General features: G+C 70.0%; 10 protein-coding genes and 2 pseudogenes. 7 read left to right on the forward strand and 5 right to left on the reverse strand.

Features of this window, described 5'->3' with window-relative positions; translation table 11 throughout:
* Positions 1–67: 67 nt before the first annotated feature.
* From I2W78_RS05570 to I2W78_RS05580, 3 genes and pseudogenes are all read right to left on the reverse strand, one after another.
* Positions 68–1,051 carry an ABC transporter permease gene (locus I2W78_RS05570; RefSeq protein WP_196457499.1) on the reverse strand — a complete coding sequence of 328 codons (984 nt, stop codon included), beginning with the start codon at positions 1,049–1,051 and terminating at the stop codon, positions 68–70.
* Complete coding sequence (locus tag I2W78_RS05575) at positions 1,048–2,619, reverse strand: ABC transporter substrate-binding protein (RefSeq protein ID WP_196457501.1); 1,572 nt, start codon at positions 2,617–2,619, stop codon at positions 1,048–1,050. The genes I2W78_RS05570 and I2W78_RS05575 overlap by 4 nt, the downstream gene beginning before the upstream one ends.
* A 135-nt stretch (positions 2,620–2,754) precedes the next feature.
* Positions 2,755–3,270 (reverse strand): annotated as a pseudogene (locus tag I2W78_RS05580) (metal ABC transporter permease); the annotation flags it as partial.
* Positions 3,271–3,598: 328 nt separating this feature from the next.
* On the opposite strand from I2W78_RS05580, the gene I2W78_RS05590 reads away from it, so the two are divergent.
* Positions 3,599–4,123 (forward strand): Fur family transcriptional regulator, encoded by a 525-nt coding sequence (locus I2W78_RS05590; protein ID WP_196457503.1) that lies wholly within the window; start codon positions 3,599–3,601, stop codon positions 4,121–4,123.
* Between the two features lie 154 nt (positions 4,124–4,277).
* Positions 4,278–5,114: a class I SAM-dependent methyltransferase gene (locus tag I2W78_RS05595; RefSeq protein ID WP_196457505.1), complete on the forward strand. Its 837-nt coding sequence runs from the start codon at positions 4,278–4,280 to the stop codon at positions 5,112–5,114.
* A gap of 65 nt (positions 5,115–5,179) precedes the next feature.
* On the opposite strand, the gene I2W78_RS05600 is transcribed toward I2W78_RS05595, so the two are convergent.
* Positions 5,180–5,578 (reverse strand): hypothetical protein, encoded by a 399-nt coding sequence (locus I2W78_RS05600; RefSeq protein WP_230885335.1) that lies wholly within the window; start codon positions 5,576–5,578, stop codon positions 5,180–5,182.
* 162 nt (positions 5,579–5,740) lie between these two features.
* Here I2W78_RS05600 and I2W78_RS05605 point away from each other — a divergent pair, with 162 nt between their 5' ends.
* The gene (locus I2W78_RS05605; protein ID WP_196457507.1) at positions 5,741–6,700 is read left to right on the forward strand and encodes an ATP-binding protein; all 960 of its coding nucleotides are present in this window, start codon (positions 5,741–5,743) and stop codon (positions 6,698–6,700) included.
* 53 nt (positions 6,701–6,753) lie between these two features.
* The gene (locus tag I2W78_RS05610; RefSeq protein WP_196457509.1) at positions 6,754–7,146 is read left to right on the forward strand and encodes an SCO5389 family protein; all 393 of its coding nucleotides are present in this window, start codon (positions 6,754–6,756) and stop codon (positions 7,144–7,146) included.
* 11 nt (positions 7,147–7,157) lie between these two features.
* On the opposite strand, the gene I2W78_RS05615 is transcribed toward I2W78_RS05610, so the two are convergent.
* Positions 7,158–7,562 carry a hypothetical protein gene (locus I2W78_RS05615; protein ID WP_196457511.1) on the reverse strand — a complete coding sequence of 135 codons (405 nt, stop codon included), beginning with the start codon at positions 7,560–7,562 and terminating at the stop codon, positions 7,158–7,160.
* Positions 7,563–7,978: 416 nt separating this feature from the next.
* On the opposite strand from I2W78_RS05615, the pseudogene rpmF reads away from it, so the two are divergent.
* The 3 genes and pseudogenes from rpmF to uppS form a co-directional block, all read left to right on the forward strand.
* Positions 7,979–8,059: pseudogene (rpmF, locus tag I2W78_RS05620) on the forward strand (50S ribosomal protein L32); the annotation flags it as partial.
* A gap of 125 nt (positions 8,060–8,184) precedes the next feature.
* Positions 8,185–11,226 carry a Tn3 family transposase gene (locus tag I2W78_RS05625; protein ID WP_196457513.1) on the forward strand — a complete coding sequence of 1,014 codons (3,042 nt, stop codon included), beginning with the start codon at positions 8,185–8,187 and terminating at the stop codon, positions 11,224–11,226.
* The gene (gene uppS, locus I2W78_RS05630; protein ID WP_196457515.1) at positions 11,223–11,984 is read left to right on the forward strand and encodes a polyprenyl diphosphate synthase; all 762 of its coding nucleotides are present in this window, start codon (positions 11,223–11,225) and stop codon (positions 11,982–11,984) included. The genes I2W78_RS05625 and uppS overlap by 4 nt, the downstream gene beginning before the upstream one ends.
* The last annotated feature ends 21 nt before the right edge of the window (positions 11,985–12,005 follow it).

Consider the following 12,005-nt stretch of genomic DNA (forward strand, 5'->3'; position numbering starts at 1 on the left):
GCACCCCGCCGCGACCACCCCTCGGCCCCGACGACCGCCCCATGGGCCCGACGATCGGAAAGCGAGGTCACCGCGCCCACCTCTGCACAGGATCGAGGAGCGGTACGGCAAGATCGGCGACGAGGTTCGCAGTCACCGCGACAGCCGCGCCGAGCAGGGCCACCGCCTGCACCACCGGGACATCGCGGGCCGCCGTGGCGTCCACCAGGAGCGCGGCGATGCCCGGATAGCCGAACAGGGACTCCGCTACCAGCGCCCCGCCCAGCAGGTAGGCGGTGGAGCGGGCGAGCACCGGAACGGCGGGCCCGAGCCCGGCGGGCAGGACGTAGCGCAGGGCGACCCGGCCCTCGGGCACCCCGTTCAGCCGCGCGGCCTCCACTGCCGGGGAGCGGGCGGCCTCGGCCACCCCTGCCCGTACCAGCCGCAGGTTCTGGGCGAGGCACACCGAGACGAGGGTGAGCACCGGCAGGACGAGCACGGACGGTTCGTCGAGCGGCCCCTGCCCGGCGCCGAGCAGGGACACCGCGGGCAGCCAGCCGAGGCCGGCCGCGAACACCGCCATCAGCAGGGCGCCCGTGACGAACTCCGGTACGGCGGCCATCCCGAGGGCGGTGCCGGACACGATCCGGTCGCCACGCCGCCCGGCCCGCAGCCCGGCCCACAGGCCGAGTCCTACAGCGAGCGGCACCAGTACAGCCGTGGCGGCGAGCCCCAGCACAAGGGAGTTGCCGAACCGGTCGGCGATCAGCTCGCCGACCGGCCGCCCGCTCGCGTAGCTGGCGCCGAAGTCACCACGCACGGCGTGCCCGAGCCAGTCGAGATACCGCAGTGGCGCGGGCCGGTCCAGGCCCAGCTGAGTCCGCAGCTCCGCCACCGACTCGGCGGACGCCTGCGGGCCCAGCCGGGCGGTGGCCGCGTCGCCGGGCGCCGCCTCGGTGGCGGCGAACACCAGCACGGACACGGCGAACAGCACGAGCAGCGCTCCCGCGCTCCGCGCCGACCACGGGCGTGAGCGCGAGCGCCGCCCCACCCTCGACTGCTGCGATCTCATTCGACGAACGCGTCCCGCAGACTCGGAAAGTCGGCATAGCCGCGCGACTTCACCCCATGTGCCTTAGCGGCCGAGCCAGACACCGTGGGAACCCGCGCGAACAGCGCATCGCCACCGTTCTCGTGCAGATGCCGCAGGACGTCCGCCACCCGCGCCCGGCGATCCGCCTCCCGCGTGGCCCGGTTCATGGCGGCGATCAGCGGATCGAGTTCGGCGGCGCTCTTGGTGCCGGTGAGCGGGAAGGAGGCCGTCGAGCCGTAGTACGTACGGATCGCCAGCGGCAGCGGATTGGGGTGGTAGGCGGCGGTCTGGATCGGCGTGCTGAGGATCGTCTTGAAGTCGCTGTAGTAGTCCGCGGCGGGCACCTTGTCGAGCGTCGCCTTGATCCCGGCCTTGGCCAGCATCGGCACCATCGCGGTGGCGCTCTCCTCGGTGCCGTAGTCGTAGTCGGAGGTGCGGATCGTGACGGCCAGCCCCTCCTGCCCCGCCTCGGCGAGGAGCTTCTTCGCCTGATCGGGGTCGTACGCGGTCTGCGCTATGCCGCTGTCGTAGTACGGCTGGTGCGCGCCCACGAGGTCGTTGCCGACCTCGCCCTGACCTAGCGTCACGGACCGCACCAGGGACTCCCGGTCGAGCGCCAGCTTCACCGCGCGCACGACGCGCGCGTCCGTGAAGGGCTTCAGCCCGAGGTTCATCGGGAGGTTCAGGTCGACCCACAGGTCCTTCGGCGGCGTCTCGATGCGCAGCGCGCTGTTGCCGCGTTCGGTGCGTACGGCGGTGAGAGCGAGCCCGCCGGCGTACTCGAACTGGCCCGACTTCAGGCCGCTGAGCCGGGCCGCCGCGTCCGTGACGGAGATCAGCTCCAGCTCGTCGAGGTAGGGCCCGCCGTTGTCGGCGTCCCAGTAGTCCTCGCGCGGGGCCAGCACACTGCTACGCCCGGCCTGCCACCGCTTGACCACGTACGGACCGCTGCCCACGGCCTTGGCGAGGTTCTTGGTGCCGTCCGGGAACACGAACATCGAGTGGGCGAGGGCGAGATCGAAGAACCCGTCGGCCATGGTGAGGGGCAGTTCGACGGTCCGCTCGTCACGGGCACGGGCGTTCTTGAGGTCGAGGTGCGTGATGAAGCCGCCCTGCGGGCTGCGCTTCTCGACGAGCGTGCGCAGACTGAACAGCACGTCACGGGCGGTGAGTTGGCGTCCGTCGCTGAAGGTGACGCCCTTCCTGACGCGTACCGTCCACTTCGTCGCGTCGGAGTTGGGCTCGACGGTCTCGGCCAGCCGCCACACGGGCTTGCCACCGTCCAGCTCCCCGAGGGTGTCCCAGACGACCCGGGCGCGCACGTAGTCGACGCCGACGCCGGCGGCGAGCGTGGGGTCGGTGGACTCGGCGCTCCCTCCAATGAACGCTGCTCGAAGTTTCCCGCCCTTGCGCGGGGTGACGGATGCCTCGGCACGGGCAGGCTGCTCCTTCCCGCCCCCGTTTCCGCAGCCCGCCAGCCCTCCGCCGACGGCAACAGCGGCCGCCCCTCCTACGACACCGCGCAGCGCGGTACGCCGACCTATCACGCCGGTTCCCTCTCCCCTTGCACGCACCGACCCCGGGCGGTCGAAAGTTCGCCGGCACCCGGGGTATACGACGTACACACAGTAGCGCTCTCGAAAATCGTTTTCAATAAGAGGGCGGGGTTGCGACGCTGATCGTCAGCCGAACTCGGGAACCGTTCCCCGGGCCCCCCACTGCCGAGTCCGGTACGTGCCCGCCAGCCGGCACACAATGTAGATCGCGAACGAGATCGTGGTGACGTACGGGCTGATGGGGATGGAGCTGCCCAGGGCCGGCAAGATGCCGCCCTCGATGGAGACCACCGCGAACACCACGCCCAGCAAGGGCAGGAGCACCGGCGAGGCCGCGATCCGGGCCGCCGCGGCCGCGGGCGTGACGAGCAGACCGAGGACCAGCAGCGCGCCGACGAACTGCACGGACAACGCGACCGCCAGCCCCAGCACGATCATGAAGCCGAACGACAGCCCCCGCACCGGCACACCCCGCGCCTCGGCCACATCCGGGTCGGCACTGACGAAGGCGAGCGGCCGCCACATCACCGTCAGCGCCACGAGCACCACAGCCGACGCGCCGAGCAGCCACGACATCTGCGGGGTGTCGACGGCGACGATCTGCCCTGCGAGGATGCCGAACTTGTTCGCCGCCCGGCCTTCTGGGCGAGGAAGAGCACACCGAGCCGTGAAAGTCGCGGCGTCGTCGGGTGCCGCCTTGCCCAGGGCTGCCACTACTCGGTCGGCGCGGTCGGCGAGCTTGGCCACGGTCGGGAAGTCGTACCAGACGTGCTCGTCGAGCTCCCCGCCCTCCGGGGCGGTCTTCGGGCCATACCCTGCCCCCTTCCCAGCTTATTGAAAATGGTTCCCATTTATATACCACGCCGCCGCCGAGGCGTGAACCGGGGACCACATGGATATGACTGCCATTTTCATCTACCCTTGACCGTGCATCCGCCTCGATCCCGACACAACCGGGGGGTCATCAGCTGTGAGCGGCCGGATCACCCGCCAGCGCGCAGCGGTCCTCAATGCGCTGACACACTGTCAAGAGTTCGTGTCCGCCCAGGACTTGCACGCCCTGCTGACGGCCGACGGCACCCAGATCGGGCTGACCACCGTCTACCGCGCGCTGCGCGACCTGGAGGCGACCGGCGGCGTCGACGTCGTACGCGACGAAGTCGGCGAACGGTTGTACCGCTCGCGGGCCGGCGACGAGCACCGCCACTACCTGATCTGCCGCAGTTGCGGACGCAGCCGTCCGGTGGACTCCGAGGTCATCGAGGAGTGGGCCGAGCGCATCACAGCCCAGACCGGCTTCGCGGCCGTGGAGCACACCGTCGAGCTCACCGGCGTCTGCACCGCCTGCCAGCCCGCGACGGACGAAAGAGGCAATCCACCACGGCCCTGGGATTCAGGCCACACAGCGCATCGGGACCGGCCACCCCGAGCCGCACCGCCCGAAGGAGACCGTCCGCTCCGCACGCGCCCCGGACGACGACACCGCACATCGTGACCCGCCGCCCACCTGCGCCAGGCCCGGCTGCCCGCCTCTTGAAGCGGTCGCCATCGGGACCACCTGCCTCGCCGACCCCGCACCGCTCAGCATCCGCACCCCGGGCCGACACAAGGGCCCGCATCCCGTACACACACAAGCCAGGGAGACAGCCATGGCAGAGAACACGGAATACGGCGTACAACTGGGAACGGTCCAGGAGACCCTCCTGATCCCGCTGTACGGCCGGGCCGTGGAGAACAGCAAGCCGGAACCGGCACTACGCGATCCGAGGGCCGAGGAACTCGTCGCGTCCATCGACTACGACTTCACCCGCTTCGACGGCCTGCCCAGCCTGACCGGCACGGTGCTGCGCACCAGCCTGTTCGACCGCTGGATCGCGGACTTCCTGGCCGCCCATCCGGCCGGCAGTGTCGTGGAGATCGGCACCGGCCTCAACACCCGCTTCGAACGCGTCGACAACGGCCAGGCCCGCTGGTTCGACCTCGACCTGCCCGACGTCGTCGACCTGCGCCAGACTTTCTTCACCGACTCCCCGCGCCGCACGATGATCGCGTCGTCGGTGACGGACGGCGCGTGGGCCGACATCGTGACCGCACACTCGGACGGCCCGTACTTCCTGGCCGCCGAAGCCGTGCTGCCGTTCCTGACCGAGAGCGAGGTCCGCGGCGTCATCGACCTCGTCGCCGACCGCTTCCCCGGCTCCCTCCTCGCCCTGGACACCGCCGGGCCCGGCATCGTCGACCACCAGAACCAGCACGACGCCCTGAGCAAGGTCGAAGCACGGATGGCCTGGGCGTGCGCCGACCCGTCCCGGCTCAGTGACTGGCGGCCCGGCACACAGATCCTCGCCTCGCACACGCTCAGCAGCCTCCCGCCCCGGATGTACGACGAACTACCGCCCGCCTACCAGGACATGCTCTCCGGGCTCGCCACGCAACGCCTGCCCCAGGTCGAGGAGTACCGGCTCAACCTCGTCCGCCTTTCCTGATCTCCGCCCCGACCGGGACGCGGAGACCGGCTGAGCCGGCCGCGCGTCCCGGTCGGGTTGAAGTGTCAGGCCACGATCGAGTGGCTCAGTTCAGATGCGTTACCTGCCGTGGAGCGGGGGGCAGTGCGAAGCCGCTCGGGCAGCGTGCCGTCGTCAGGCATCCCGGCCCGCAACCACGCCCCGACCACCTCGGCGTCGGCCTCGTTCAGGAGCGGGCCGAGGCGTACGACCGCTCCGGTGGGGGTGCGATCCACCGCGCACGGCTGCACGGCCGCGTGCAGCCCACGAGCACCCCGGCAGCGCAGCACCTTCCCCAGGCAGCCGGCAGAGACCATGACCCCGTGCGGGCAGGCCCGGACCGCGCTCCGCAGTCCGTCCCTCACCCGTTCGTCCGCGCCACGGCACGTACCGCAGACGACCAGGGTGAAGGGGCGGCCCCGAGGGCCGTAAGCGGCATCGTTCATACCCACATCTCCTCCCCACCGCGCAAAGGGATTCCCTCGCTTGCGTCACGAAGGCCCCAACTCGCATTCATGAGCGGCCAGTTGAGGTGGAGCCGATTTGACACCGCCCCACCGCACCCCCAGCCTATGCTCATGACATCCATTTCCAATAGGAGCGGTTAGATGCGCGTTGCCTTCGTCGGCAAGGGCGGCAGCGGCAAGACCACCCTGTCCGCCCTCTTCACCCGTCACCTGGCGCGCGCGGGCGCCCCGGTCGTCGCCATCGACGGTGACATCAACCAGCATCTGGCGTACGCCCTCGGCCTCGACGAGGACGAACTCTTCGCCGCGCCGCCGCTGAGCGCGCGGACCGGCGAGATCAAGGACTACCTGCGGGGCACCAACCCCCGGATCCCGTCCCACGACGCCATGGTCAAGACGACCCCACCCGGCCGTGGTTCCCGGCTGCTGCGCCTGCTGGGCGACGACGAGATCCACGCCCACCATGTCCAGGAGGTGGCCGGGGTCCCCCTGATGGTCACCGGCGCCTTCGACGAGAGCGACCTCGGAGTGGCCTGCTACCACTCCAAGCTGGGCGCGGTGGAGCTGTACCTCAACCACCTCGTCGACGGCCCCGGAGAGTACGTCGTCGTCGACATGACCGCCGGTGCCGACGCATTCGCCTCCGGCCTGTTCACCCGCTTCGACATGACCTTCCTGGTGGCCGAGCCCACCCGCAAGAGCGTCTCCGTCTACCGCCAGTACCGCGACCACGCCGCCGAGTTCGGCATCCCGGTGGCCGTCGTCGGCAACAAGGTCACCGGCGAGGACGACCTCGACTTCCTGCGCACCCATGTCGGCGACGACCTGCTCGCCCATTGCGAGCAGTCCTCGTACGTCCGCGCCCACGAACAGGGCCGCGCGCACGGCGAGCTGGAGCCGCACAACGCCCGCACCCTGGACCGGCTGCGCGTCGCCGTCGACGCACGCCCCAAGGACTGGACCGCGTTCCAGCGGCACGCCGTCGACTTCCACCTGCGCAACGCCACGGCCTGGGCCAACGCCGCCACCGGCCGGGACCTCGCCACCCAGGTCGACCCGCAGTTCCAGCACGGTCCCGCGGCGCTGGCCGCCCTCGCCTGACCGTCACCACGCTCAGCAGCCAAGAACACAACCCCAGAACAGGACAGCACCTCATGTCGCTCGACGTCTCCCCGCAACTGCTCGCCGAAGCCCAGAAGGGTCCGGTGCGAGAGCAGGACTTCGTCGAAACGGTCCGTACGTCCCTGCCGTACGCCTATGACCTCGTCGCCCGCCTGGCCGACGAACTGCGCTCCGGAACGGCTCAGTTCGCCGACAACCGGACCCCGCCGCCCTCGGAGAAAGAGCGCGGCCAGCTGCTGCGGGCCCTTTCCAGCGACGCGATCCGCGGCAGCCTGGAGCGGCACTTCGGGATCGCCCTCGCCTTCCAGAACTGCCACCGCGTCGCCGTGTTCCCGCCCGAGGCGCGCGGCGGCGAGACGTACACCCGTTTCACCTCCCTGCGCGCCCAGATCCTGAACCAGTCACCGGAGTTCCGGGACTGCTGAGGCCGTCGGTCTCACGCCTTCACCCCGCCGGCCGGTGCCGTCTGCGCGGCGGTGTCCTCGCGCGACAGATGCCCGCGCCCGGCGGCACGCGCGCCGGTGACGAGCAGCGCGGCGCACGCCAGCATCGCCGTCGCCGTGACGCCGCCCGGCAGGTGCAGCCCGCGGACGAATCCGTCGGCGAACAGCGTGGTGCCCATCCGGCTGCCGGAGTGGGTGGCGACGATCAGTCCCAGGACGGCGACGCCCAGGGCCGTACCGACCTGACGGGTGGTGCTGATGGCCGCGGAGGCCAGCCCTGAGCGGCGCACCCGCAGGGCGGCCACTCCGGCCAGTTGGGTCGGCCAGATGGCCGCCCCCATCCCGGCACCCAGGACGACGGAGACCGACACCAAGGCCGCTGAGGCCGGTCCGGGCATCGAGCCTCAGCAGACCGGCCAGTCCCACCGCCGACAGGACATAACCGACCACCATCACCCGCAAGGGGCCGAACCGAGCGCACATCCTGCGGCAGGAACCACAACCCCGTCTGCACCGCCGAGTGCCCCTGGACCTGTTGGAGATAGAGAGGGAGAGCAGGAAGAACACGGCGCTGGTGCCGCACCTCGGCGATCATCACCGAGATGCGGGCCGGCGAACCGGACAGCACCGGACAGCTCGACGCCGAGTGGGAGCGCGAGGTTCTAGAGGAGAACCGGCCAGCCGCATGGTGGTCAACACGCGCGGCTGCAGCTGCGCATGCTGCCTCTCGGACAGTAACTGCGGCAACAGAGTTCGCAATGACATCCATTTTCATGTATCGCTGCCTCACTCACCGAACGCACCGGAGGTCCCCATGGCCGTACCCAAACGCAAGATGTCGCGCAGCAACACCCGGCACCGTCGCGCGCAATGGAAGGCCACGACGCCTCAGTTGGGGTGCCGGTAAGAACGCTGTCACCAGCCGCAAACGGCGGTGATCTTGCGCGGGTGTCACTCGTGTGGGTGAGTCCGGGGTCGTGCAGCTGCGCGGAGTGAGGCCCGGGAGGACGATCGACGACCGTGGCCCGTACCCCTTTGGACCTGGACGACCTGGTCGAGCACTGGACGCTGTTGAAGGGCGAGCAGGGGCTCGTGTCCGGCAAGCGTAGCGCGACGAGACTGGGCTTTGCCGTGTTGCTGAAGTTCTATACGCAGCACGGTCGGTTTCCCCGGGGCCGGTTCGAGTTGCCGGGTGAGGCGGTGGAGTTCGTCGCCCGGCAGGTACAGGTACCTGCCGCCGAGCTGGAGGCGTACGAGTGGAGCGGCCGGACGGTCGAGTACCACCGCGCGCAGATCCGCGGGCATCTGGGCTTCCGGGAGTGCAGCGTCGCGGATGCGGACAAGCTGACCGGCTGGCTCGCCAAGCACGTCGCGTGCAAGGAGCGGCGGCCGGAGCGGGTGCGGGTGGAACTGCTGGCCCGCTGTCGGACGGAGAGCATTGAGCCGCCGACTCCGGGGCGGTGCGACCGGATCGTGGGCGCCGCGCTGCACGTGGCCGAGGAGACGCTGACGGCGAGGATCTCGGCCCGGATCACGGTGGAGAGCACGGAGCGGATCGTGGCCCTGGTCGTCGGCGGCGACCAGGAGGACGACTCCGTAGCCGGTGAAGCTGGTGCCGGTGAGGGCGAGGACGGCCCGCCGGTCCTGGGGAAGATCAAGGAGGCTCCGGGCAATGTGAGCCTGGAGACGATGCTGACCGAGATCGACAAGCTGCTCGCGGTGAGGGCAGTCGGGCTGCCGGCGGACCTGTTCGCCGACATCGCGCCGAAGGTCGTGGCCGGGTGGCGGGCTCGGGCCGCGGTGGAATCCCCCTCCCACCTGCGCACGCACCCGCCGCCGCTGCGGGTGACGCTGCTGGCCGCGCTGCTGCACGAGCGGGAACGGGAGATCACGGACACGCTGGTCGAGCTGCTGATATCCACGGTGCACCGGATCGGGGCACGGGCGGAAAAGAAGGTCACCGAGCAGTTGGTCAACGCGTTCAAGAAGGTGTCGGGCAAGGAGAGCATCCTCTTCAAGCTCGCCGAGGCGTCGATCGGCGAGCCGGAGGGCACGGTCCGCGAGGTCGTCTACCCGGCCGTGTCCGGCGGCGAGCAGACGCTGCGGAAGCTGGTCCACGAGTTCAAGACCCGCGGCCCGGTCTACCGGCGCACGGTGCAGACCACCTTGAAAGCGTCGTACACCAACCACTACCGGCGAGGGCTGATCCGGCTGCTGGACGTGCTGGAGTTCCGCTCGTCCAACCACACCCACCGGCCGGTGATCGAGGCGTTGGCGCTGGTGGCCCGGTACGCGGCGGCGGGCAATACCACCTACTACCCGCTGGGCGAGACCGTGCCGGTACACAAGGCGATGGGCGGGGACTGGGCTGAGGTCGTGCACCGCACGGACAAGCGGGGCAGGCGCCGGGTGGTTCGGATGGTCTACGAGGTCGTCGCCTTCCAAGCTCTGCGCGACCAGCTCAAGTGCAAGGAGATCTGGGTGGTCGGCGCCGACAAGTGGCGCAACCCGGACGAGGACCTGCCCCAGGACTTCGCCGAGCGGCGCGAGGAGAACTACCGCGAGCTGCGCAAGCCGCTGGACGCGGCCGACTTCGTCGACGAACTGCGCGAGCAGATGGCCACCGAACTGACGCTGCTGAACGACCGGATGCCCAAGCTGTCCTGGCTGGACATCGCCGAGCGGAAGTCCGGGGCGATCCGGCTGACCCCGGCCGAGGCCCAGCCCGAGCCGAAGAACCTGCGCCGGGTCAAGGACGAGGTACAGCGCCGGTGGGGCATCGTGCCGCTCATCGACATGCTGAAAGAGGCCGTCCTGCGCACGGGCTGCCTGGACGCGGTCACCTCCGTCTCCGGCGGTGGCTCCCTGTCGGCGGAGGTCCTGGCCGAGCGGCTGCTCCTGGTCATCTATGCCTACGGCACGAACACCGGGATCAAGGCCGTCGCCTCCGGCGGCCACGGCCACACGGAGGACGAGCTGCGCTACGTGCGCCGCCGGTACCTGACCCCTGAGACGGCCCGGCAGATCGCCATCGAGATCGCGAACGCCACCTTCGCCGCCCGCAGCACGGAGTTGTGGGGGCAGGGCTCGACCGCGGTCGCCTCCTACTCCACGCACGTGCGGGCCTACGACCAGAACCTGTTCACCGAGTGGCACTCGCGCTACGGCGGCCGTGGGGTGCTCATCTACTGGCACGTGGAGAAGAAGTCGCTGGCCATCCACTCCCAGCTGATCAACTGCACTGCTTCCGAGGTTGCCGCGATGATCGAGGGCGCGATGCGGCACGGCACGACCATGGATGTCGAGGCCAACTACACCGACAGTCACGGCCAGTCGGAAATCGGGTTCGGCATCACGAGGCTGCTGAACTTCGACCTACTGCCGAGGATCAAGCGGATCAACAAGGTGAAGCTGTACCGGCCCGTGGCCGGCGAACCGGACGCCTACCCGCAGCTCGGCCCGGCGCTGACCCGCCCGATCCGCTGGGAACTCATCGCCCAGCAGTACGACCAGATGATCAAGTACGCCACCGCGATCCGGACCCGCACCGCGTCCACCGAGGCGATCCTGCGCCGCTTCACCCGCAAAGCCTCCCACCCCACCTACGCGGCCATGCTGGAGGTCGGCCGCGCCCAGAAGACCATCTTCGTGACCCGCTACCTGCGGCTTCGCGACCTTCAGCGGGAGATCGAGGAGGGCCTGAACGTGATGGAGTCCTCCAACGGCGCCAACTCCGTGATCGCCTACGGCAAGGGCGGGGAGATCGCATCCAACCGGCGCGACGAGCAGGAGATGTTCGTGCTGTGCCTGCGGATCTTGCAGTCCGCCTTGGTCTTCGTGAACACCCTGATGCTCCAGGACATCCTTGGCGAACCGGAGTGGTCCGACCTCCTCACGCCCGCCGACCGGCGCGGCCTGACCCCGCTGTTCTGGTCCCACGTCCGGCCCTACGGCGAGGTGAACCTCGACATGGGCGCCCGTCTGAACCTCACCGCGGCCAGTGTGCCCGGCCCGCGCATCCCGGCCGACGTCGCCGGGCAGCCCATGGCGGAGCAGCGGTGACACGCCCTGATCAGACGGGCAGGCACCTGTACCGCGCCGAGCGTACCCCTGCCACCCCCTCTACGCAGGTGCCCCGGCACCTGGCAGTCGTCCTGGACGGAAACCGCCGCTGGGCCGCCTGCCACAACCTGTCCCTCGCTGCGGCGTACCGGGCCGGGGCCCGGCGGGTGCACGATCTGATGACCTGGTGCGAAGAAGCAGGCATTCCGGTCATCACGGTGTGGGCGCTCTCCCAGGGCAACCTCAACCGCGACGGTGAGCAGGTCGCCGGTATCGCCCAGGCGGTTACCGAAGGGGTACTGGGGATGGCCGCCGAAAGGCGTTGGAGGATCCGCCCGATCGGCGCCCTCGACCGGCTTCCCCACGACCACGCGGCCGTGCTGCGCGAAGTGGAGGCCGACACCCGGCATCACAGCGGGGCGGAGCTGAACGTGGCGGTCGCCTACAGCGGCCGCCAGGACATCCTCAACGCGATCAACACCCTACTTCACCACCGCCGCACCCCAACCGGCCCCGGCGTCCCCGCCTGTGCGCTCACTGAAGAGGACCTGGCACGGTATCTGTCGACCGCCGGCCAGCCCGACATCGACCTGCTCATCCGAACCTCCGGTGAACAGCGTCTGTCCGGCTTCATGGCCTGGCAGGTTGACCAGGCGGAGCTGTACTTCACGGACACCCTCTGGCCCGACTTCGACCGCGACAGCTTTGACGCGGCCCTGCGCTGGTACAGCACCCGCCATCGCCGTCGGGGCCTGTGACACCGCCCCGCCAACCGAAGG

It is taken from the genome of Streptomyces spinoverrucosus (assembly GCF_015712165.1).
Lineage (GTDB): Bacteria > Actinomycetota > Actinomycetes > Streptomycetales > Streptomycetaceae > Streptomyces > Streptomyces spinoverrucosus_A.

Bases quoted from the DNA above. Each gene is read 5' to 3' on its own strand.
- I2W78_RS05570 (WP_196457499.1), bottom strand. From the start codon at position 1,051: ATGAGATCGCAGCAGTCGAGGGTGGGGCGGCGCTCGCGCTCACGCCCG.
- I2W78_RS05595 (WP_196457505.1), top strand. From the start codon at position 4,278: ATGGCAGAGAACACGGAATACGGCGTACAACTGGGAACGGTCCAGGAG.
- I2W78_RS05600 (WP_230885335.1), bottom strand. From the start codon at position 5,578: ATGAACGATGCCGCTTACGGCCCTCGGGGCCGCCCCTTCACCCTGGTC.
- I2W78_RS05605 (WP_196457507.1), top strand. From the start codon at position 5,741: ATGCGCGTTGCCTTCGTCGGCAAGGGCGGCAGCGGCAAGACCACCCTG.
- I2W78_RS05610 (WP_196457509.1), top strand. From the start codon at position 6,754: ATGTCGCTCGACGTCTCCCCGCAACTGCTCGCCGAAGCCCAGAAGGGT.
- I2W78_RS05615 (WP_196457511.1), bottom strand. From the start codon at position 7,562: ATGCCCGGACCGGCCTCAGCGGCCTTGGTGTCGGTCTCCGTCGTCCTG.